Below are 22,114 nucleotides of genomic sequence, written 5' to 3' on the forward strand. Positions count from 1 at the left end.
AACAGAATGACATGTTCCAGCAGATAATTTGACAAGTTTTGCAGCACAGGACGGTCGCCATTTGATGAAAAATCTCACCTTTTCGTCACACTATGCCCGCGCGATCCTGTGGGGTTTAGAGCAGCAGGGGCTGGATACTGACGCCCTGCTGCAACAGCGCGGCATCGACCCTCAGCTGGTGCGCCAGCCTAAAGCCCGCGTGCCTACCGACCAATTTATCCGCCTGTTTAGACTGTGCTGGAAGACCCTTGATGACGAGTTTATGGGGCGCAGTACCCTGCCCTGTCGCGTCGGCCACTTTCACTTGATGAGCGCCCTGGTTGTTCACGCCGACAACCTCGAAGAAGTGCTCAGACAGAGCATTCGCGCCTACAGTTTATTTTCCGATGATGTTCGCATTGAGTTGCGGCACAGCGGCGACGAAGTGGAGCTGAGCCTCAACCACCTGCGCCCCGAACTCGACCCCGATAACTTTCTGGTTGAATGGTTACTACTGGTTTGGCACCGCTTGGTAGGCTGGATGATCGGCCGAAAAATCGTCCTCAGCCACGCCAATTTTAAACACGCCCTGCCCGCGCATTTTGACGAGTATCGCTTTATTTTCCCCTGTGAATGCCACTTTGAGCGCGAGCGAAACAGCCTGTTTTTCAGCAAAAATTACCTGAGCATGCCGGTATGCCGCAGCAAGGAAGAGGTGGATGAATTTGTTCTGAGTTCCCCCCGCGACTTGCTGATCTGGACCGACGAAGACAACAGCCTCAGCACCCGCGTACGCCAGCTTCTCGAAGCCCAGGAAGAGTCGCGCCTGCCCAACTTGGAATGGGTGTCAGCGCAGCTGCATATGACCTCCTACACTCTGTGTCGCAAGTTAAAAAGTGAGGGCAGCTCCTACCAGAAAATTAAAGACAACCTGCGCCGTGACCAGGCCATTGTGATGCTCACCCGGCAAAATCTCAGCGTTAGCGATATTTCGACAAAACTGGGCTTTGCCGAACCGGGTGCCTTTTCCCGCGCCTTCAAACACTGGACGGGGCTCAGCCCCCTCAGTTACCGCAAGCAAGACCATTAATCATAACGAGTTTGCTGTTCAGTACCCGTCTACCTCCAAAAAATACTTCAAGGCGAGATTCTCGGCGGCCATGCCCTCGCGCACTGCCTTACCGGTAAACATATCGGCCAGTGCGCGCAGTGGCCCCGTTATCGGCAGCTCATTTCTATAACGCACGCCACCGCCGGGCAGCGCTTCTATCGAGCGGCTGCGCTCACCGTAAGCGAACAGGGTGAACCATCCCATATCGCACCAGCGCAAACGCTTTCCGGGAACCACTTCCAACACCTTGTGCTTCACCTTCATGGTTTTGGTGCCCAAGCGAACAGTTACATCGACTATTTCGCCCTCGCGACACTGGCCCTGCGCCTGAATCAACCACGGATTCCAGCGGTGGTAGCCGTCAAAATCGGCAATCACTGCAAACACCGCGTCGGCATCAGCATTAATATCAATGTGCGTGGAATAAAAAATTTTCCGAAACATAAACAACCTCCGTAACGCCGCTGCCATCGCCTTCAACACGGCAAGAACGCAATATGATGATTAACACCGTCTTACAGCCAGCGCTCCGCTTCCGCTATGACCGTTTCTGTTCGGCGGGCCAGAGCGCCACGCCGAGCCACGCATAGGTATAGGGTTTCGCTGACAGGTTGGGCAAGGCGGTGGACGCAAATCTTCTTCTGGTTGTGGAAGGCTTCAACCGCATACGCTGGTAAAACGGTAAACCCCAGGCCCATACTCACCGGCTCTAAAATCAAACCAATTTGGTTAGAAAATCCCCTTCGCTCAAACTGACCACAATGCTGGAATTCGGGAAAATTCGCGCCAAGCAGTAAGTTCGCGTGATGGCTTCCATCGGGGTGATCAATAAAACCGAGGGCAAGCAGCGACTGCCAATTCGGTTGCTTTAGCGAGGCTGGCGTGACCAGCAAAAGCGGCTCTTCAGTCACTGGCCTTGCGCTCAGCTCGGCAGTGGTCGGTCTGGCGCTCATAAGGCCGATATCGATCTTCGCCTCGGCAAGCGCTTGCTCTACTTCTGAGTTGGGCGCAAAGCGATACTCAATAATAAGCGCAGGGTGTTGGCGCTGCAGCGCCAGCAGTTTGGGGTAAAGCTTTAAGCCAACACTACCCGGCGACATCACGCGAACCCGCCCCTCGAAGGGCGGGTCATCACTGACCGTATGCTCCAAGTTCGCCAGCGACAGTAAAATCCCCTGGGCCTCGGCATAAAGGCGCTCCCCTGCCGGCGATAGCCGAAACTGCTTGCCCTCTCGCACCAGCAACTCCACTCCCAGCTGTTCTTCCAACTTGCGTATATGCTGGCTAACGCCGGACTGCGTCATATGCAGCTGCTGCGCCGTGCGCGTGAAATGCCCGACGTCGACCAGCGTGTAAAAACTGCGCAACCAAACCGTGTTTATCATTACATTTACTAATCATTTGAATGACAAACGATAATTTTACGTTATTATTTTCACTATGTAACCTGCCCTCGTTGTTCACCACTAGGAGCAGGAAAGATGAAGCAGGTTTACCCACGCAATTTTTCGCATATTGGTATTTCCGTACCCAATCTCGATGAGGCCGTTACCTTCTACACCGAAGTGATGGGCTGGTACCTGATTATGGCGCCCACCGAGATCGTGGAAGACGGCAGCGCTATTGGCGAAATGTGCACAGATGTATTTGGTGCAGGCTGGGACAGCTTCCGCATTGCCCACCTTTCAACCGGCGACCGCATTGGTGTGGAGCTGTTTCAATTTAAAAACCAAAGCAACCCCGACAATAACTTCGAGTACTGGAAAACCGGCGTATTCCACTTTTGCGTCCAAGACCCGAACGTTGAGGAACTTGCCGAACGTATCGTCGCCGCCGGGGGCAAGAAGCGCATGGAAAAGCCCCGCTACTACTATCCGGGTGAGAAGCCCTACCGCATGATTTACATGGAAGACCCCTTCGGCAACATCCTAGAGATCTACAGCCACAGCTATGAGTTGGTATACAGCGAAGGCGCCTATTAACGCACCGCGCTGTATTGCCGCCAATCTGGAATCTCGCGCCAAGGTTGGCCTCAGTGCGCCCTGGGGGAGGCAAAAACATAGCCGCCCTCAACGGCTACGCCCTGCGTTAATCCGCAGCGCGTATAGATATCCGGCGATACAAAACCACCGTGCAGGAAAGAAGGAGCGGCGCCCTTTTCAACCTCAATCAAGGTATCTGGCTCGTCTAACTCACCGTAAGTTTGAATCAAACACACAGGCATCGCGGTGATCACAGCACGACACATGGCATTGATCTTAGCCAAACTCGCACGACCTTCATCCAGCTCGTGTTCCGGCACAATCAGAAAAAAAACGATGTATTCACTGTAATTACCAATAAACACCCGACACTCTTCAAACCCCGTGCCCTTGAGCAGAATTTGTCGGTAGTTCAGCGAAATATCATCGTCATCACCCAGGCGAAAATTATCGTCGAGCCTGGCCTGATTCCAGTGGATGATCTCAGGTAAGGCCATATCCTCCCCGCAGCCCCAGGCAAACACCTTATCAAAGGTCACACCGTCTACCTGCAACGCCGCGTAGAAGGCTTCCACAAATTGTGGGTGCAGGTCATCGCGGGAAAAACTGAACTCAAAGGTGGTGTAGGCAGGCATTGTTTTCTCTTGTTAGTAGCATACGCGTCAAAATGACCGGCGAGACAACGGCGACGGGGGAGCAAATGTAAAGCTCGCCGCTATCAAACCGGGGCGCCTACGCGTTAAAGCGGGCCTTGGAAAACAATAAGCGCAGGTATCAGCTATTCAGCCAAGCAAGCGCTTCATTCTCGTTTTCAAAATACTGCACCTCGCCCGAAATAAACCAGCCCCCCACCTTAGAGAGCCGCTCTTGCCATCGTTTATTGCCAACAATCGCAATTTTTTCAAACTCACTGCCGTGTTTGAGGCCCAGCTTGAGGTCGTCCCATGCGGCGCGCAGCTCCCAGCCCTCAAGCTCAGTGCCATCAATAAGCGCCTTCACTTTTGGTGATTCCACCTTTTGCAAAGCGCCATCGATCATCGGCGTGATAATTTCATAATCTTCATGGGTAAGTTTTCCCTGCGCCTTTAACGACAGAAAAAACGCCTCCCCCACCCTGTCTATACCAATAGACAAACCGTGTTTTTCAACCTTCATCAACAAACTCCTTAGCGATTAGCTCGCTCACCCTGCCCGATCATCATCGCGTTGCCGCTTTAAAGCACTATAGCCAGGTATGTCGGGCTGCGCAGGCGATTAAGCTGAGCGGTGTTACGTTTGTGTAGCTGACGGTTTTACTATATTTCAGGCACAAAAAAAGGCAAGCCATTACAGCTTGCCTCTTATTAGAATAATCGAGCGATTACACCGCGACGATATTCTCAGCCTGTGGGCCTTTTTGGCCTTGAGTTACATTGAACTCAACCAGCTGACCTTCAGCCAGAGTTTTAAAACCCGAGCTTACAATGGCACTGAAATGTGCAAAAACATCGGGACCAGACTTCTGCTCAATAAAACCGAAGCCTTTCGATTCGTTAAACCATTTTACGGTGCCAGTAGTTGTATTAGACATGATAAATATCCTGTATATAAAAAGTATAAGAGTGCCTTCGTGCGGCACGAATAAGCGGGAAATATAAATTGAGATTTAGAAACTACAGGACGAAGAACTACAAAGAACGCAACGAAATGGAGGTAATAAAAATATACTTACTTTCAAGCCGGACCCACGGTATAGGCCTGAGAGCACAAAGTCAAAGGTTTTCTCTCGCTGGAAAAATCGTAGAGCAAAGCATTTACCATCGGCAGAGCAACGCTGACCTTGTACAGCACAAAGTGGAACACCGGCGCTGTACTCAATATCCACCAAAAATGGCTTCATGGACGCCACCAATCACGATCGATAACGGCGCAGATCAGCGCTCATCAGAGCCCCTCCAATAACGCCGAGGCTCACAACCGCTGATCAAGCGCCAAATCCAAAGGCGAAAACCGAGCGTAAGCGGTAGTACCTTCAATTAAAATAACAGTGAACGCCATGAAAAATTTAGCCCTACGCATCTACGACTATTACACCTACATCTTCGACTCAAGCAGGAACCCGCTAAGACACATACCAGACCCTGTTAGCCGGTTTTACATCATGACGATCCTGGCCGCTATGTGGAGCTTCACCTTCGCCATGTACATCGGCAGTATTATCTACTTTGGCATTAGTTTAGCCGCACACGTCATTCTGCTGTTGATGTTTTTCTTCACCATGGCCGTGTTCCACGACGCAGAAAAGAACAAATCGTCTTGGTTACTTAAGCTGCGCAGCCAAAAACGACACAAGGTGAGATAGTGCGAGCTCTGCGATCTGCGGCTCGATGCCTTGGCCTTTAGAAACGCAGCCAGCGTCGATTCGCCAAGGCTAGTAGGTTTCCTGCCCTAGCGCCCGCGGGCAGAGCTAGAAACTAGCAGTCATTCGTGAAGCCAGGGGGCGTAACTCAGACCAATCAACACGCCCTCAGGGCTCATAAAGCGAGCGATCGTCTGCCCCCAAGGCTCCGTGCGCGCCTCGTGAATAAAGGTCTGTCCCCTTTTCTGCATTTCACACACTGCCGCCTCGACCGCCGCTGCATCGGCCAGCTCAAACTCTATGGTTGAGGTAGGCTCAGCAAACTCCGTAGGCCATTCATCCTGACCAAAGCAGGACTGCGCTGCCATCGCCAGCGGCCATACACCAAAGTGATTCGCGCCGGGAAACCGGTCCATAAAACGATAGTCATCCATCGCTTCTAATGGCAAACCCAAAGCGTCTTGGTACAAGGATTCACTCGTCGCGGGATCTTTCGTTATTACAGCAAAGCCCGCTATACACTTAACGTCCATGTAATCTCCCTTCGCCCAATGGCGGTCCTATTGAGTTGGGCTTAACGAGGCGCGTCGTCACTCGGCTTAGATCAACTTCGCTGTAATATAACCGATGTCGCGAATAAATATTTAAAAACCAATTAACATACTTTTAACGCCCTTAAACTGCGGCGTGAAGGAGCCCATTGCCCGCCGCGAATCGGTTTATCGCGGGCATGAACAGTTTTAGCTTATTATGAGATTAGTACAGGTCCTTTCGACCTTTAGGCCCTAATACCTGAAACAACACCTCCACAAAACCGCTGTTACCTTCATATCGTTTGAGAAGACGAGGTTGAAAAGCAGAGAAGCCAAACTCACAAATTTTTTTGGCTGCTTTCTTAGGCACATATCCTATATGGTAATTTCTGGTGCCCAACAGACCTTTACCGCAGCCAATCACTTTAATAGCGTTCTTATCATATTTATTTGACGGTTCCCGCTCCAAAAGTAAACTCGGCTGCTTCGCCTTAATAAATTTCAAGGCAGACGATTTATAATTTTGGATACCAGTAACATCTAATCTCTGCTCATAGATCTGAAACCCCTCGGGAATAGGTTGATCTTTGAGGTGATAATCCTTCTTCATGGCTTAACCTCATAACGCCACTTTTTGGCGTCGCTTTGCCTGCGATTGTTAGGTTGCTGCATGGCCTTCCATTAATGCCAGCAAGCATCTGGGCTTATAGCCCACCACCATAAACTTCACTCTCGCCTGCGGCGGAGACTGAGAAGGTCTAAGTGGCGGATGTGAAACTGCGACATACCTAAAGTAAGTGTCATGAGTACCATCTTCGGTGGCCAAGGCTTCAACCACGCCGCTTGGGTTAAGTGGAAACCTCAAGAACTCATAATCAGAAATCTGCTCTATCGAATACCAGCAGTCTTTAGCTGAACCTACATCTTGATGAACGCGAACATTAATATCTTCGCTCCCATGAATTCTGACGCCATTGGAGTCAAACAGAGCCGACTTTGTCACCACGCTGGCGCGAGCCTTTGATATCATTTCGTATAAAGCGATTGCATCTGAAATCATGCTATTTAACGCCGGTAGCACGCGCGTTTGTGTTGTGGAGCCGCAGGCGGAACGACAAAATTGTCGCTGTGCCTACCTTTGTTAAACATTGCTCGGTTCACGTACCAAATGCCTTACTTGGATTGGCATACCTTCTTCCATTGGAGCCGTAACATGAATAAGCTCTCGCGATTCCGCGAGCCCGACCAAGTGCTCTGATAGTAAGAGCTCTATTCTTTCCAAATATTCGGGTACTTTTTTATGGAATACCAATGAACTACTTCCTTTTGAAAACGGATTTCTAGAGTGCAGCATAGCTCCGCATTTATCGTATAGCCGTTCGAATTGCTTTCTCGTCAGGTATCCGCCATTCAATCTATTCCAGCCACTTTTATCGAAGCCATCTACCGGAACCGGATAGAACTCAGGATTGATACCCTCGATCTTGCGTAAGATTCTGGCAGCGTGCCAATCCTTCGCAATATCACTTCTCACGGAACGGTAGGCATCTTGGTACGACACCAGCGAAGAGAACGCAATCAGCTCAAGCAATTTCCGCAACTGAAGGGCCTCTGACTCAATTGTAGTTTGAAGGTAGGTGCAATGGGTTACGCCGGAAGTGAAATCACGCAGTGTTTCTACCCTATAGCGACACTCCCACATTATCGAAGCGTATTTTTTTCGAGCTCTGCTTTCCATGCTCTACCGTTTAACATTCATCTATCGCGCACGCTCGGTTTGCCCGCTCGCCACTTTGGCGAAAATTTCCATAAGAGTCTGAATTAACAGAAAAACCAGCGGTGTATCTGAAAATACGCGGCAGCGATAACGCGCATGCGTGTAAATCTTGAAGGCGAGGTCTCATAGATAGTGCCCATATTTCCTTATGTGGCTGTTTTGCGGCACGTTTTTGAAAATCGCTCAGGATTAACGCGCATTCCTTGCTGGATAAACGAGCAAGCCTGCTCGTTAAGTCAAAATATACGGGATTATGGCGCAGCGCGGAAGGCGCAACGTTCCGCTTTTTTGTAGGCAATAAAAAGGCCTCATGATCAGAGGCCTTGTGAGGATGTACTGCGTTGATAGGGGGTTGCGGTTACAACAGTTCTATCGCGACCGCTGTGCCCTCTCCGCCACCGATACACAGTGAGGCGACGCCGCGCTTCAAACCGCGCTGTTTAAGCGCGTTGATCAGGGTAACGAGTATGCGTGAGCCGGAGGAGCCAATGGGATGGCCGAGTGCACAGGCGCCGCCGTGTATGTTGACCTTGTCGGCATCTAAACCCAGCTCTTGAATAGCCAGCAGTGTTACCACGGCAAAGGCTTCGTTGATTTCAAACAAGTCGACGTCGTCGAGACGCCAACCCGCTTTTTCCAACACCTTATTGATGGCCCCGATGGGGGCCAGGGTAAATTCAGCGGGTAGCTGAGCATGGCTGGCGTGGGCAACGATCCGCGCAATGGGTGTTGCACCGGCTTTTGCTGCCGCGCTTTCCGATGCCAACACCAAGGCGGAGGCACCATCGCTAATGGAGCTGGAGTTTGCTGCCGTTACGGTGCCGTCTTTAGCGAAGGCAGGTTTCAGGCTGGGGATCTTTTCAGGCTTCGCTTTGGGCGGTTGTTCGTCGGCATCGACGACCGTGTCGCCACCGCGACCGGAGACGGTGACCGGCACAACTTCATCGTAGAAGGCGCCGCTTTCCATTGCTGCCACGGCTTTGCTTAGCGAAGCGATGGCGAAGTCGTCCATGGTTTCGCGGCTGATGTTGTAGTCGTCAGCACTACGCTGGGCAAACACACCCATTAAGCCGCCCTCGTAGGCGTCTTGCAGGCCGTCGAACAGCATGGAGTCGATCACTTCGCCGTGACCCATACGCATACCGCCACGCGCTTTGGGTAACAGGTAGGGAGCCTGACTCATGTTTTCCATACCGCCAGCAACCATAATGCCGTTGCTGCCCGCTTTGATCGAGTCGTGTGCGGCGATAACGGCTTGCATGCCGGAGCCGCACATTTTGTTAACGGTGGTACAGGGCGTAGCGTCGGGCAGGCCGGCCGCCCGCGAGGCTTGCCTTGCAGGTGCTTGGCCCAAACCGGCTGGCAACACACAGCCCATTACCACTTCGTCAATGGCATTGGCTTCTAGCCCAGCCCGTGATACTGCTGCGGCAATACAGGTGGCACCCAGTTTTGGAGAGGCCACACTGCTGAGGCTGCCCATTAGGCCGCCCATAGCGGTGCGCGCGGCACCGAGAATAACAACGTTATCTGTCATAATTGGTTTCCTATTCGTGTGCGTTTAGCGTGGATGGGCCACTAGCCTCTACCCAACAGTGAGCGTGCAATCACCTCTTTCATTACCTCTGACGTACCGCCGTAGATTCGCTGTACACGGGCGTCGGTAAAGGCGCGGGATACCGGGTATTCAGTGGTATAGCCGTAGCCACCAAACAACTGCAAGCAGCCATCGGCAACTCGGCACTGCATTTCCGTTGCGCTGTATTTGGCCATAGAGGCGGTTGCGGCATCCAGTTCACCGCGCTTGTATTGCTGTATGCACTGCTCGACAAACGCAGCGTTCACCTGGGCATCACTTTCCATTTCGGCAATTCGGAAACGGGTGTTTTGCAGTTGGCTGAGCGTTTGTCCGAACAGCTCGCGCTCTTTCGCGTAGTCGATGGTCAGGTCCAGCACTCCGCGCGCCGCGCCGCAGGCGATCACGCCAATCACCAAGCGTTCGCGCGGTAGCTCTTGCATCAGGTAGGCAAAACCCTTGCCCTCTTCCCCCAGCAGCGCCGAGGCGGGCACGCGGCAGTCTTCAAAGAACAGCTCTGAGGTATCGCCACAGTGTTGGCCGATCTTGCTGAGGTTTCGGCCGCGCTCGAAGCCCGGCAAGGAGGTATCGACCAAGAACAGGCTAATGCCTCGGGCACCGGCTGTGGGGTCAGTTTTCGCGGCCACAATGACCATGCCAGCGTGCTGGCCGTTAGTGATAAAGGTTTTGGAGCCATTGAGAATATAGTGGTCACCGTCTTTTTTGGCGGTGGTGCGCATGGCTTGCAGGTCACTTCCCGCCCCCGGCTCGGTCATGGCGATAGCACCTACCACCTCCCCGCTGACCATTTTCGGCAGCCAGTATTGCTTCTGCTCCTCGTTGGCAAGATGGCTGATATACGGTGCAACGATATCTGAGTGCACCATCACGTTGGTGGCCAAGGCACCGTAGCCCATGCGCGCAATTTCGCTGGCAACCCGTGTTGAGTATTCAAAGGGAACGCCGCAACCGCCACAGTCTTCCTCTACATCGACGCATAGCAGGCCAGCTTCACCCAGGGTATTCCAGAGCTCGCGGGGCACAATGCCCGCTTCGTCCCAGCGCTCGTAGTGGGGTGCTACTTCGGCTTCCAGTACTTTGCCGAGCATGTCGGCAAACATAGCCAGTTCTTCGCGATTTACCTCGTTTGTCATTGCGCTTCTCCGAATTAACGCGGGGCCATGCGCAGCGCGCAGTCCAGGCGAATGGTTTCACCGTTGAGAATGGGGTTTTTAACAATCTGCTCAACCAGCATGCCGTATTCCTTAGGCTGGCCTAGGCGCTGGGGGAACGGCAGCGTGGCGGCGAGGCTGTCTTGTACCTCCTGGGTGAAGCCCGCCATCATCGGCGTCATAAACAGGCCCGGCGCGATAGTGTTTACACGAATGCCCTCGCGCGCCAATTCACGTGCGGCTTGCAGGGTCATGGCCACGACGCCGCCTTTGGAGGCGCTGTAGGCAACCTGACCGATCTGACCTTCAAACGCTGCCACTGAGGCGGTATTAACGATTGCGCCGCGCTCACCGTCGGCATTGGGCTCACGACTGGCCATATCTGCCGCCGCCAAGCGCATAACATTAAAGCTGCCGACCAAATTTACCTGAATCACCTTGTCGAAATCTTCCAGCGGCATGGGGCCGTTCTTACCAAGAATGCGTGAACCCGGCGCAATGCCAGCACAGTTCACGGCAATACCGCAGGGGCCGTGGGCCTCGCGCGCTGCGGCAAAGGCGGCCTCGGCGCTATCTGAAGACGACACATCGCAGCGCACGAAAATACCGCCAAGCTCATCGGCAACCTGGCGACCGCGCTCTTCTTGTAGGTCGAAAATGGCGACCTTGCACCCCTCTGCCGCCAGGGCACGTGCGGCCCCCTCGCCCAAACCCGATGCTCCGCCGGTCACTACTGCTGCAACGCCGTTAAACTCCATGATTTTCCTCTTTGCTCTCTCGTTATGCTGGCCGCATGCAGCGTCACCGCTGGCGGCCAATTTTCAGTGACAGCAGTGTCGCCCAACGCCCAACGGTAAGCCATGACATATTGCGGCAGGAAATTTGTTAAAAAATGCGTCTGTTGCTGGCCAACAAACGGCACACGTTAGGTACTTTGCTAATACCCATATATACTTTATGTGAATTAACACCTCGGCTTGGCATTGGCGCAACGGCTTTTGTGCATGTTCGGCCCCGGTTTTGCTCCACTTGCAAACGGAGAGCGTGGCCACCGATGGACACCGACATCAGCATTGATGACATTATTAACGGAGTAAGCAAACGCGAGTTTGAGCTACGCTTTGCGCCACAGATCGATCTTGCCAAAGGCAAGGTCACCGGTATGGCCACCAATCTAATCTGGGCGAAAAATGGCTACGAATCCTTAACCAAGTCATCCATATTAGGCATTCTTGACCGCCACAATAAGCGTATTGGCTTTTTCCTGTACTACCTTGTGCAGGCGCTAAAAGCACACTCAGCGCTGCGGCGCACGGGCCATCAGTTCCCGATCAGTATTGCGCTGCGTCCCAGTGAGCTGGCCAGTGACGGCTTTTTTCACGCAGTTACCCAAGTGTTTACCGACAGTGGAGCCTCTGCCAAAGACATTATTCTGCAACTGCCCCCCACCGTACTCGACGACTTTTATAACCACCTGGGCACACTCGGTAAGCTCATCGACTTTGGCTTTAAAATCTCCATTAGAGACTTCTACCAAGACCCGGACAGCTTGAACAAGGTGAGTCGCAAGTTGATTCACGAAGTTATTACGCCGCCCGCGTTGGGTCGGCGGCTGAGCACGAACCCCAAAACCCAGCAGAATCTCAGCAAGCTGTTGAACAGCACTTCAGAACAGGGTTGGCGCTGTGTGATTGACGGCATTACGACTCGCGCTTGCCTAGACGCGGCAAAAGCGCAGGGGGCAAGTAACGTTCAAGGGGAGTATTTTGGCGAGAGCCTGTCATTGGCCGCAATTCATCAGCTACTGTTGGCACATAAGGCAGAAGACTGATTAAACAGCGTTGATGCTAGGTCATTAAGTTTTCGTTGTGATAAAAAAACCGCTATGGCTCTCACCATAGCGGTTTTTACTTCCTGCCAGTTTTGGCTTTTTTTATAATTTCTTAGAACACTTCAAACAGCGCTGCAGCGCCCATACCACCGCCAATACACATGGTCACCACGGCGTATTTTTCACCGCGACGCTTGGCTTCCAGCAAGGCGTGGCCCACCAGACGCGCACCACTCATACCGAAGGGGTGGCCAATAGAGATACCGCCGCCATTCACGTTCAATTTGTTGTTGTCGATACCCAACTGGTCGCGGCAGTAAATCACCTGACAGGCGAAGGCTTCGTTCAGCTCCCAGATGCCGATATCGTCGACTTTCAAACCCTGACGCTTAAGCAGCTTGGGAATCGCAAACACGGGACCAATGCCCATTTCGTCGGCCTTGCAGCCGGCAACGGCCATACCGCGGTAAGCGCCCAGAGGTGCCAGGCCCAATTGCTCGGCGCGCTTGGCTTCCATCAATACGCTGGCTGAGGCGCCGTCTGACAACTGCGAGGCATTACCGGCAGTAATGAAGCGACCTTCTTTCACCCACTGGCCATCCTTCCAAACCGGCGCCAAGCCTTGCAGGCTTTCCAGAGTGGTGGAGGGACGATTGCACTCGTCGCGATCCAGAACCACGTCTTTGTAAGTAACTTCTTTGGTTTCTTTGTTAAACACCGACATGCGCGTCGCAAAGGGCACGATCTCGTCTTTAAACAGGCCTGCTTCCTGAGCGGCCGCAACACGCATCTGGCTTTGCAGCGCGTATTCATCCTGCGCTTCACGGCTGATGCCGTAGCGCTCGGAAACAATCTCTGCGGTTTCGATCATCGGGATATACGCCGTTGGATCAATCTCGGTAACGGTTTTCGATACGCTGCGGTAGGTGTTTTTGTGCTTGGTTTGCACCAGCGAAATCGACTCCAGGCCACCGGCAACGGCAACGTCCATTTCGTCACACATAATCGACTTAGCGGCCCAGGCAATGGTCATCAGACCAGAGCTGCACTGGCGGTCGATAGTCATGCCTGCCGTGGTATCAGGCAGGCCCGCAGCAACGCTACACAGGCGGCCCAGGTTGTAGGACTGGCTACCCTGTTGTGCGGCAGCACCCATAATCACATCTTCAACTGATGCGGGGTCGATGCCTGCTTTTTCCACCGCTGATTTTACGGCGTGACCACCCATTGCCGGGGCTTCGGTGTCGTTCAGGGCACCGCGAAAGGATTTACCCATGCCGGTACGGGCTGTGGAGACGATGACGGCTTCTTTCATGTTGAACCTCGTTCGCTTAGGCGCCGCATGTCCGTGCGACGCCGGGATTGAATTCTAGTAGCTCTGTGCTGGCTGCAATAGCCTAACGCGCCTTAGGCCCGTTGCGAAGAGCAGCTGATGATTTCTCCGGTCAGGTAGCTGGAATAATCCGACGCCAGGAACATCATGACGTTAGCCACTTCCCACACCTCGGCGCCGCGCCCGAAGGCTTCGCGACCTTCCAGTTCGGCCAGCAATTCTTCTGGCGCTGATTTCTTCAGCATCGGGTGAACCGCCAGCGACGGCGACACGGCGTTAATGCGCACGCCAAAATCGGCTGCTTCCAGCGCCGCGCAGCGCGTCAGTGCCATCACACCCGCCTTGGCAGCGGCATAGTGAGACTGCTCTTTTTGCGCGCGCCAGCCCAGTACCGAGGCATTGTTAACGATCACGCCAGCCCCGCGAGCCTTCATGGTGCGCATCATCTGGCGAGTCATACGCATGGTGCCATTTAGGGTAACGTCGATGACCTTATCCCACTCGGCGTCTTCCATGTCGATCAATGACTTGGTGGTGCCAAGACCCGCGTTGTTAATCAGCACATCCACACCACCGCAGAAGTCTTCAGCAAAGGCAATCAGCGCCTGTACGTCGTCTTCGACGGCAACATTGCAGACTTTACCAGCGACTTGCTCCAAGCCCGTTTCGCTTTTTAAACGCTCCACGGCGTCGTTCAAACGACCTTCGTGGATGTCGCTGATCACGATGCTGCGACAGCCCTCTTCCACGGCGCGCTTAGCCGCCGCAAAGCCAATGCCGGCACCCGCCGCCGCGGTAATCAATACCGACTTGCCCTTGAGCAGGCCGTGGCCTGCCACGTATTCTGGAATCTTCACACTCATTCTATCGCTCCATTGCGCGCCGATCAGCGCAGCGCGTTTTTAACTGTCATTGTGGTTGTTTGTTACGGCTTTACCACTTGGGTTCTTTGGGCATTCCCAAGCCGCGCTCGGCAATAATATTGCGCTGAATCTGGTTGGTGCCGCCGTAAATCGTATCTGAGCGGGTAAACAGGAATAGCGATTGCAGGCGGTTTAGCTCGTAGGGCGCCTCCGGCAAAATCGTCGCCTCCGGCCCCATAATATCCACCGCCAGCTCACCGAGGTCGCGGTGCCAGCTCGCCCAGTACAGTTTGTAGATCAGCGCCTCTTTTTGCAGGCTGCCGTCACCCTTGTCGCCAGACAGCATACGCATGCTGTTGTAGCGCATAATTTTCAAGCCAATGTGAGCCTGGGCAATTCGCTGACGGATCTGAGGGTCGTTAGCCGCGCCGTTTTCACGGGCCAGTTTTACCACCTCGTTGAGCTCATTTTGGAAGGCCATTTGCTGACCGAGCGTGGATACGCCGCGCTCAAAACCGAGCAAGCCCATCGCCACTTTCCAGCCGTCGCCGGGTTCGCCAACAATGTCGTCGGCATCGCACTCGGCGTCGTCAAAAAACACTTCGTTAAACTCTGACGTGCCGGTAATTTGCTCGATGGGGCGCACGGTCACGCCGGGCTGATCCATTTTTACCAAGAAGAAACCCAGTCCTTTATGCGCCTTTGAGTCAGGGTCGGTGCGGGCGATAACAAAGCAGTATTCCGACTCGTGGGCCAGTGAGGTCCAGACCTTCTGACCAGTGATTACCCACTTACCTTTTGCCTCGTCAAAGCGCGCCTTGGTTTTTACATTGGCAAGGTCTGAGCCAGCTCCCGGCTCGGAATAGCCCTGACACCAGAACTCGGTGCCCGCCAGAATACCCGGCAGATACTTGGCTTTTTGTGCCTCGCTACCAAAGGCAATTAGTGTTGGCCCGGTAAGGCCGTCGCCGATATGACCCATACGACCGGGCGCACCGGCGCGGGCGTATTCTTCATAAAAAATCACTTGCTGCTCGATCGACAAACCACGGCCGCCGTATTCCGTTGGCCAACCCACACAGGTCCAACCGCCTTCGGCCAGTTTTTGCTCCCAGCGTTTGCGCTCTTCAGGGAACATATGTTCGTCGCCGGGGCCGCCGCGAAATTTTAGCTGGGCAAACTCACCGGTAAGATTGTCGGCCAACCAGCCCGCAATCTCTTTGCGGAAGGCTTCGTCTTTTTCGCTGAATTGTAATTTCATACTTGCTCTCGCTTAGCGTATTCGTTGCACACGCAGATCGTCGCGCGATCTATTTGCCTGCCAATGGCTGCTTATTACTTTGGGGCTATTCGCCGTCGAGCAGCAGGGCGGCAATGTTTTCGCGGTGTTGATCGCTGTTACCCAGCAGGTGTTCGCTGGCTTTGGCGCGTTTGAAATACAGGTGAACGTCGTATTCCCAGGTGAAGCCCACACCGCCGTGCATCTGCATGGCTTCACCAGCATTTTTGAAATACGCCTCGGAGCACCAGGCCTTTGCGATACTGGCAGCTTCGGGAAGTTCAGCGCTAAGCTCGCCACCGTTGAGGGCTTCGTCGGCAACACAGGCCGCGTAGTAAATGGATGAGCGCGCTACTTCGTTGCGCATCATCATGTCGGCCGCTTTGTGCTTAATCGACTGGAAGCTAGCAATCGGGCGATTAAACTGCTTGCGCTCTTGGGTGTACTCCACCGCTGAAGACAGCAGTTGCTGCATGCCGCCCGCTTGCTCTGCTGCCAGCGCAACAGTGGCCAGTTGCAGGGTTTTATTCAGTGCATCGGCAGCATCGCCTGACTCACACGCCAGCTTGGCACCGGCAGGCACGCGCAGGTCTTTGAGCTGAATGGCTGCTTGGCGACGAGTCTGGTCCATGGTCGGTAGTGCTTGGCGTTCAATGCCGGCCGCTGCGGCATCCACAGCGAATAACTGCACCGCATCGCTACCCGCTTCTTTAGCTGCAAGAATCAGCAATTCGGCACTGGCGCCGTCGATAACATAGCGATAGTCACCGCTTAACAGGTAATCGTCGCCGTCCTTGCGCGCGCTGGCGCTTACAGAGGCGGCCGTCCAGCCGCCAGTGTTGCTCCACGCCAGCGTGGCGGTTTTGCCTTCGCAAATCGCGCCCAGGTACTCGGCTTTTTGCTCTTCGGAACCCGCGCAAAGCAGCGCATTGGTGGCCAGGCACACGGTTGAAAAATACGGCGCACACAGCAGGTAGCGCCCCATTTGTTCAACAATGGCGATCAGCTCGATATAGGAAAGCCCGAGACCACCGTAGGCCTCGGGAATATGAATGGCTTGCCAGTACATCTCACCACACAGGCGCTGCCATAACTCGGCATCGTAACCCAGCTCGGACACCATTGCGGTGCGCACCGCTTCGCTGGTGGATGTATCTTTAAGAAAGGCCTCCGCCGTATCGCGGATCATTTGCTGTTCGTCAGTAAACGCAAAATCCATACAGACTCCAGTTCACGACGGAGACCCCGTGACCTTACAGCCGCAGCTGCAAGCGCACAAAGGGACCGTCTTCAAAGTCGAATTCACCGCCCTTCTCGGCGTCGAATTCGATGTCACCAAAACCCACTTGAATAGCGGAGTTTTGAAAGATTGATATTTCAGCGCTAAGCGACCATTCGCTGTAGCCGTCCACGTCGCTAAAGCCAGTGGCTTCAGGGCCGTAGTAAATACCACCGCGCAAACGTAGTACGTCGTTCAGTGGCAGGCTCAGATCACCGCCAAAGGCCATAACGCCGCCATCGAAACCGCTGTCGTCAGCCGTTAGCGTCACGGCTTTGGCACCCACGCGACCCGTTAAGGCGCCGCGACGGCCGTTGGCATACAAACCGGCAGACAGCAGGTCTGCGTCGTCTTCATGGTGCAGCCAGTCGAATTGCGCACTGGTTTCCGGGCCGATGTCGCCGGCGATCGACGCCCCAAAGCTTTCGTCGCCAAAGCGGAAGGCAACGCCTCCCGCCATAGCGCTATGCGCAGTGGTGGCAAGCAGTACGGCAGCGAGTAGCGGTGATTTCATGGTGTTGATTCTCCGTGGATTGGTGTCCTAGAAAATCAGCTACCATACACTTTCTGCGCGGGAACTGCCTCTGCCAATAGCTTCTCGACAGCTTGACCAACTTCCGCTGGTGCCCAGCGATCGCCTTTATCGACCTCGGGGCCTTTGCGCCAGCCATCGGCAATGGAAATTTTGCCGCCCTCGGCTTCAAATACTTTGCCACTCACTGAGGCTGCTTCCGCGCTCGCCAACCACACCAACAATGACGACACGTTTTCCGGTGCCCAATAGTCAAAGCTGCCATCTTCCGGCTTGGCCATACGCTGCGCCATGGATTCGACAGCGGTTGTCATGCCCGTACGGGCCGCTGGTGCAATCGCATTGGCGGTAATGCCGTAGCGCGCCAGCTCGGCGGCCTGGTTAAGGGTAAGCGCCGCAATACCGGCTTTCGCCGCTGCGTAGTTCGACTGACCGACAGAGCCTTGCAGGCCAGCGCCGGAGGTCGTGTTGATAATGCGTGCGTCCACCGCCTTGCCCTCTTTGGACTGACCGCGCCAGTAGTGAACCGCATGGGAGGTGATGCAGAAATGTCCTTTCAGGTGAACCGCCATAATGGCGTCCCAATCGGCTTCGGTCATTGAGGCGAACATGCGGTCGCGGTTAATACCCGCGTTGTTCAGCACCACATGCAGGTCGCCAAAGGTATCAATGGCCTGTTTCACCGCATTAAGGCTATCGTCGTAGTTAGTGATGTCCGAGGTGTTAACAATCGCGGTGCCGCCAGCGGCCTTGATCTCATCAACCACTTTTTGCGCAGCGTCTTGATTAATATCGTTAACGATTACCTTGGCGCCTTCACTGGCAAATACCTTGGCGTGTGCCGCGCCCAAACCACCACCGGCACCGGTGATAATCACTACACGATCCTGACAAATACCCATTGCAGATCCTCTCTTGTTTCTTCTCTGCGCCGATCACACGGCGCGATTAAATTTGAATATCCACCGCTACTGAGAGCGTCAGCTGCGTGTGGCTGGCAAGGCGCCGAGACGTTTTAAGTCGGGAGTTTACAAAGCCGTAAATGACCCTCTTAAAAAGGCTTGGCAACGCCGCCAGCCGCTTGCAGATGGCGTTCCGCTATAGACGCTCGATGATGGTGACATTCGCCTGGCCACCACCCTCACACATAGTCTGCAAACCATAGCGACCGCCACTGCGCTCCAGCTCATGCAACAGCGTTGTCATCAATTTGGTGCCAGTTGCCCCCAGAGGATGACCCAGTGCAATCGCGCCACCGCTGACATTGGTTTTCGCGTGGTCGTAGCCGGTTTCCTTAAGCCACGCCATTGCCACCGAGGCAAAGGCCTCGTTTATTTCCACACGGTCGATATCCGCCATCGTCATACCGGCTTTTTTCAAGGCGTATTCAGTGGCAGGAATCGGCGCGGTAAGCATCCAGATAGGGTCGGCCGCACGGACACTCATGTGATGAATACGGGCGCGCGGCGTGAGGTTGTAACGCTTAAGCGCATCTTCACTCACGATCAACATCGCGCTTGAGGCATCACAGGTTTGGCTGGAGACCGCAGCGGTCACTTTGTCGCAGCCAAACAGGTAATCGAGCTCGGCCATTTTTTCCAGGGTCGACTGACGCGGGGTTTCGTCGGTGGTGACGCCAGCCAAAGGAACAATCTCGCGATCGAAACGCCCCTCTTCAATGGCCTGCAATGCACGGCGGTGAGACTCAAGTGCAAATTCCTCTAGATCGCGGCGCGACAGTTCCCATTTGTCGGCAATCATTTGCGCCGACTTAAACTGTGTAGGCGGCTCTGCACCGTAGCGCTCAACCCAGCCTTCTGAACCAGAGAACGGGTCTTTAAAACCCATTGGCTCTGCAGCAATCATTGCCGACGAAATGGGGATCTGGGTCATGGTTTGCACGCCGCCAGCAATCACCACATCTTGCGTGCCAGACATTACCGCCTGCGCGGCGAAGTGCACCGCCTGCTGTGAGGAGCCACATTGGCGGTCGATAGTCGTACCCGGCACCTCTTGCGACAGACCCGCTGCCAGCCAAGCCGTGCGCGCGATGTCACCAGCCAAGGGACCAATCGTATCGACGCAACCGAAGATCACATCGTCGTATTCGTTATCGGGAATGCCGTTGCGCTCAACAATGGCTTTGAGCACGTGAGCGCCGAGGTCGGCGCCGTGAACGTGAGCCAAGCCACCCTTGCGACGCCCGGTGGGGCTTCTCACTGCATCGACAATATAGGCTTCTGCCATGATAGTTTCCTCTTATTGCCCGCTCGGCAGGCGATACCCGTCAATTAAAAAGTTGCGCCAGCACCAAGTGCGGCGTTATCGGCCAGTAATACGGCGGCCACGCGATTTTTGTGGAAGCCCGCCGTGCCATAACTACTGTTTAACGCCCAGGCGCGCTTCATAAAGATGTGCAGGTCCACTTCCCAGGTGTAACCCATCGCACCGTGAACCTGGATGCTGTTTTTCGCCGCCAGGTCGGCCACTTCACAGGCGGCCAGTTTGGCGTGGCTCACCGACAAGTCTGCGCGCGGCGTGTCGTTGGCAATGTCATAGGCGGCGCGATAAACCGGCGTTTTGGCGTATTCCAGTTTGTAGGCGATATTCGCCATGTGGTGCTTAACGGCCTGAAAGCTGCCAATGGCCACACCGAACTGCTTGCGCTCGCTGGTGTATCGCACCGACAGATCAATCATTCGTTGAGCCAGACCCAGCGACTGCGCTGCCACGCCCAGTGCGCCACGATTCAGCGCTTTGTTGATCAACGCCTGGGCGGCACCGCCTTCGGCCAGACAAACCGCCGCCGCGGGGTCGAAGTCCACAGCAAACAATTTGCGACCGGGGTCGACAGATTCATTGGCGCGCAGGCTGGCATTGGCGGCCTCTACCGCATAGATCGCGCCGCCTTTTTCGAGCAACAGCAAATCCGCGCAGTGAGCGTCTTCCACCAACTTGTTTACCGCCAGACCCACCACGGCACGCGCCTCACCCGAGGCAATTTTTGGCAACCACTGCTCTGCAATCGCGCTATTACCACATTCACTCAACAGCGGCGTTGCCACTAGCACGCTATTCACCAACGGCTCAGACAGGGCGACGTAACCGGCTTCCTGAGCCAGCAGGACGAAGTCCAGTTCGTTCATGCCCAGTCCGCCGAAGTCTTCGGGAACAGTCAGTCCGGTCAGGCCCATTTCGGCCAGTTGCTGCCATAACTCATCGCTGCGACCGCTGTCGGTTTCCCACAGCTGACGGATTTTGTCAGGGGTAATTTCATTCACCAGAAAGTCGCGCACTGATTCCTGAAACAAGAGCTGATCTTCGCTAAAGGTAAAGTCCATGTCAGTCTCCTTATTTGCGCGGCATGCCGAGCATACGCTCTGCGATGATGTTGCGTTGAATCTCGTTGGTGCCGGCGTAAATCGGTCCGGACTGGGCAAACAGCCAACCGTCTAACCAGCGGCCAACGTCACCGGCATCGGGCGACTCGGGCAGCAGCTCGCCGCGTGTTTCAAGAATCTTCAGCGCGGTGGCGTGCATTTGCTGGTCGAGCTCAGACCAGAAAATTTTATTGGTCGAGGCCTCGGCACCGATTTTTCCACCCTGCATTAGACGGCAGGCCGTTTGGTAGGTGGTCAGGCAGTAAGCCTCGGCATCCATATAAGCACGCAGTACCGCTTCGCGAATGCTGGGGTCTTCGTCGGCCGTTTCTTGGTTAGCTTTGTAGAGCTCCACCAAGCGTTTGGCCGTTTCCTGGAAACGCGCCGGTGAGCGCAGCATCAAACCGCGCTCAAAACCCGCGGTGGCCATCGCCACACTCCAGCCCTCACCTTCACCGCCAAGGCGGCAGTCGACAGGTACTTTGACATTGTCGAAGAAGATTTCAGCAAAGCCGGGCAAGCCATCCAACTGAGGAATAGGACGAACGGTAATGCCTTCGCTGTCTAACGGCACCAGAATAAAGGTCAGGCCGCGATGGCGCTCTGACTCGGGGTCGGTACGGAACATACCAAAACACCAATCGGCCCATACCGCGCGGGTCGACCAGGTCTTTTGACCGTTGATAATGTAGTGGCTACCGTCTTCGCTAAGGTCTGCTCGCGAGCGGATGGCGGCCATATCAGAACCGGCATTCGGCTCAGACCAACCCTGACACCAAATATCCTTGCCGGTGGCCATACCATTGAGGAAGCGCTTTTTCTGCTCTTCGGTGCCGTATTCCATCAAAGTGGGGCCAAGCAGGAAGATGCCGTTTTGGTTTACCCGCAGTGGTGCAGACGCCGCGTAGTACTCTTCTTCAAAGATCAACCACTGCAATAGGTCGGCGCCACGGCCACCCATTTCTTCCGGCCAGGTGATCATTCCCCAGCGGCCTTCGTACAATTTGGCCTCCCACTCGCGGTGCTGCTGGAAGCCTTCTTCGGTGTCGAAGGACTTCAAGGGCTCGGCGGGAACATTGGCCTTTAACCAGCTGCGAACTTCTTCGCGAAAGGCTTGGTGCTCTGCGGTGTATTCGAGTTTCATGGGTG

At 54.5% G+C, this 22,114-nt stretch carries 25 protein-coding genes; 4 read left to right on the top strand and 21 right to left on the bottom strand.

From position 1 onward, the window contains the following. Nucleotides 1–28 precede the first annotated feature (28 nt). Nucleotides 29–1,069, top strand: coding sequence for an AraC family transcriptional regulator (locus H573_RS0102840; protein WP_205618884.1), 1,041 nt, complete (start codon nt 29–31; stop codon nt 1,067–1,069). An 18-nt stretch (nt 1,070–1,087) separates the two neighbouring features. On the opposite strand, the gene H573_RS0102845 is transcribed toward H573_RS0102840, so the two are convergent. Beyond that, complete coding sequence (locus H573_RS0102845) at nt 1,088–1,534, bottom strand: SRPBCC domain-containing protein (protein WP_027872941.1); 447 nt, start codon at nt 1,532–1,534, stop codon at nt 1,088–1,090. Between the two features lie 71 nt (nt 1,535–1,605). After that, nucleotides 1,606–2,475 (bottom strand): LysR family transcriptional regulator, encoded by an 870-nt coding sequence (locus H573_RS0102850; protein WP_027872942.1) that lies wholly within the window; start codon nt 2,473–2,475, stop codon nt 1,606–1,608. Between the two features lie 96 nt (nt 2,476–2,571). Between H573_RS0102850 and H573_RS0102855 the strand changes: the two genes are divergently transcribed. Beyond that, the gene (locus tag H573_RS0102855; protein ID WP_027872943.1) at nt 2,572–3,072 is read left to right on the top strand and encodes a lactoylglutathione lyase family protein; all 501 of its coding nucleotides are present in this window, start codon (nt 2,572–2,574) and stop codon (nt 3,070–3,072) included. A 50-nt stretch (nt 3,073–3,122) separates the two neighbouring features. On the opposite strand, the gene H573_RS18790 is transcribed toward H573_RS0102855, so the two are convergent. From H573_RS18790 to H573_RS0102870, 3 genes are all read right to left on the bottom strand, one after another. Beyond that, nucleotides 3,123–3,707 carry a hypothetical protein gene (locus tag H573_RS18790; protein ID WP_027872944.1) on the bottom strand — a complete coding sequence of 195 codons (585 nt, stop codon included), beginning with the start codon at nt 3,705–3,707 and terminating at the stop codon, nt 3,123–3,125. A gap of 139 nt (nt 3,708–3,846) precedes the next feature. Further along, a complete protein-coding gene (locus H573_RS0102865; protein WP_027872945.1) occupies nt 3,847–4,227 on the bottom strand; it encodes a SpoIIAA family protein in 381 nt (126 codons plus the stop codon). Nucleotides 4,228–4,432: 205 nt separating this feature from the next. Continuing rightward, nucleotides 4,433–4,642, bottom strand: coding sequence for a cold-shock protein (locus tag H573_RS0102870; protein ID WP_027872946.1), 210 nt, complete (start codon nt 4,640–4,642; stop codon nt 4,433–4,435). Between the two features lie 465 nt (nt 4,643–5,107). Here H573_RS0102870 and H573_RS0102875 point away from each other — a divergent pair, with 465 nt between their 5' ends. After that, nucleotides 5,108–5,413 carry a hypothetical protein gene (locus H573_RS0102875; RefSeq protein WP_027872947.1) on the top strand — a complete coding sequence of 102 codons (306 nt, stop codon included), beginning with the start codon at nt 5,108–5,110 and terminating at the stop codon, nt 5,411–5,413. 119 nt (nt 5,414–5,532) lie between these two features. On the opposite strand, the gene H573_RS0102880 is transcribed toward H573_RS0102875, so the two are convergent. From H573_RS0102880 to H573_RS0102910, 7 genes are all read right to left on the bottom strand, one after another. Further along, nucleotides 5,533–5,943 (bottom strand): VOC family protein, encoded by a 411-nt coding sequence (locus H573_RS0102880; protein WP_027872948.1) that lies wholly within the window; start codon nt 5,941–5,943, stop codon nt 5,533–5,535. A gap of 223 nt (nt 5,944–6,166) precedes the next feature. Beyond that, complete coding sequence (locus H573_RS0102885) at nt 6,167–6,553, bottom strand: HIRAN domain-containing protein (RefSeq protein ID WP_027872949.1); 387 nt, start codon at nt 6,551–6,553, stop codon at nt 6,167–6,169. Nucleotides 6,554–6,601: 48 nt separating this feature from the next. After that, nucleotides 6,602–7,003 (bottom strand): hypothetical protein, encoded by a 402-nt coding sequence (locus H573_RS0102890; protein ID WP_027872950.1) that lies wholly within the window; start codon nt 7,001–7,003, stop codon nt 6,602–6,604. An 81-nt stretch (nt 7,004–7,084) separates the two neighbouring features. Then, nucleotides 7,085–7,681 (bottom strand): hypothetical protein, encoded by a 597-nt coding sequence (locus H573_RS16825; protein WP_205618885.1) that lies wholly within the window; start codon nt 7,679–7,681, stop codon nt 7,085–7,087. A gap of 397 nt (nt 7,682–8,078) precedes the next feature. Further along, the gene (locus H573_RS0102900; RefSeq protein WP_027872951.1) at nt 8,079–9,257 is read right to left on the bottom strand and encodes a thiolase family protein; all 1,179 of its coding nucleotides are present in this window, start codon (nt 9,255–9,257) and stop codon (nt 8,079–8,081) included. A gap of 41 nt (nt 9,258–9,298) precedes the next feature. Further along, nucleotides 9,299–10,450: an acyl-CoA dehydrogenase family protein gene (locus H573_RS0102905; protein WP_027872952.1), complete on the bottom strand. Its 1,152-nt coding sequence runs from the start codon at nt 10,448–10,450 to the stop codon at nt 9,299–9,301. 14 nt (nt 10,451–10,464) lie between these two features. Next, the gene (locus H573_RS0102910) at nt 10,465–11,226 is read right to left on the bottom strand and encodes an SDR family NAD(P)-dependent oxidoreductase (RefSeq protein ID WP_027872953.1); all 762 of its coding nucleotides are present in this window, start codon (nt 11,224–11,226) and stop codon (nt 10,465–10,467) included. Nucleotides 11,227–11,522: 296 nt separating this feature from the next. Between H573_RS0102910 and H573_RS0102915 the strand changes: the two genes are divergently transcribed. Then, the gene (locus tag H573_RS0102915; protein ID WP_027872954.1) at nt 11,523–12,299 is read left to right on the top strand and encodes an EAL domain-containing protein; all 777 of its coding nucleotides are present in this window, start codon (nt 11,523–11,525) and stop codon (nt 12,297–12,299) included. Between the two features lie 112 nt (nt 12,300–12,411). On the opposite strand, the gene H573_RS0102920 is transcribed toward H573_RS0102915, so the two are convergent. The 9 genes from H573_RS0102920 to H573_RS0102960 all read right to left on the bottom strand — a co-directional run bounded on the left by H573_RS0102920 (nt 12,412) and on the right by H573_RS0102960 (nt 22,109). Continuing rightward, the gene (locus H573_RS0102920; protein ID WP_027872955.1) at nt 12,412–13,614 is read right to left on the bottom strand and encodes an acetyl-CoA C-acyltransferase; all 1,203 of its coding nucleotides are present in this window, start codon (nt 13,612–13,614) and stop codon (nt 12,412–12,414) included. Between the two features lie 92 nt (nt 13,615–13,706). Continuing rightward, the gene (locus tag H573_RS0102925) at nt 13,707–14,495 is read right to left on the bottom strand and encodes an SDR family oxidoreductase (protein ID WP_027872956.1); all 789 of its coding nucleotides are present in this window, start codon (nt 14,493–14,495) and stop codon (nt 13,707–13,709) included. Nucleotides 14,496–14,565: 70 nt separating this feature from the next. Further along, nucleotides 14,566–15,756, bottom strand: a complete 1,191-nt coding sequence (locus H573_RS0102930; protein ID WP_027872957.1) for an acyl-CoA dehydrogenase family protein — start codon at nt 15,754–15,756, stop codon at nt 14,566–14,568. An 85-nt stretch (nt 15,757–15,841) separates the two neighbouring features. Beyond that, a complete protein-coding gene (locus tag H573_RS0102935; RefSeq protein WP_027872958.1) occupies nt 15,842–16,993 on the bottom strand; it encodes an acyl-CoA dehydrogenase family protein in 1,152 nt (383 codons plus the stop codon). Between the two features lie 34 nt (nt 16,994–17,027). After that, nucleotides 17,028–17,567 carry a YfaZ family outer membrane protein gene (locus H573_RS0102940; RefSeq protein ID WP_027872959.1) on the bottom strand — a complete coding sequence of 180 codons (540 nt, stop codon included), beginning with the start codon at nt 17,565–17,567 and terminating at the stop codon, nt 17,028–17,030. 35 nt (nt 17,568–17,602) lie between these two features. After that, nucleotides 17,603–18,487: an SDR family oxidoreductase gene (locus H573_RS0102945; RefSeq protein WP_027872960.1), complete on the bottom strand. Its 885-nt coding sequence runs from the start codon at nt 18,485–18,487 to the stop codon at nt 17,603–17,605. Between the two features lie 196 nt (nt 18,488–18,683). Beyond that, a complete protein-coding gene (locus H573_RS0102950; RefSeq protein ID WP_027872961.1) occupies nt 18,684–19,832 on the bottom strand; it encodes an acetyl-CoA C-acetyltransferase in 1,149 nt (382 codons plus the stop codon). 44 nt (nt 19,833–19,876) lie between these two features. Next, nucleotides 19,877–20,926 (bottom strand): acyl-CoA dehydrogenase family protein, encoded by a 1,050-nt coding sequence (locus H573_RS0102955; RefSeq protein WP_027872962.1) that lies wholly within the window; start codon nt 20,924–20,926, stop codon nt 19,877–19,879. Nucleotides 20,927–20,936: 10 nt separating this feature from the next. Further along, complete coding sequence (locus H573_RS0102960; RefSeq protein WP_027872963.1) at nt 20,937–22,109, bottom strand: acyl-CoA dehydrogenase; 1,173 nt, start codon at nt 22,107–22,109, stop codon at nt 20,937–20,939. Nucleotides 22,110–22,114: the final 5 nt, after the last annotated feature.

The sequence above is a fragment of the Neomelitea salexigens DSM 19753 genome, assembly GCF_000422345.1.
GTDB classification, from domain to species: Bacteria; Pseudomonadota; Gammaproteobacteria; order Pseudomonadales; family Spongiibacteraceae; genus Spongiibacter; species Spongiibacter marinus_A.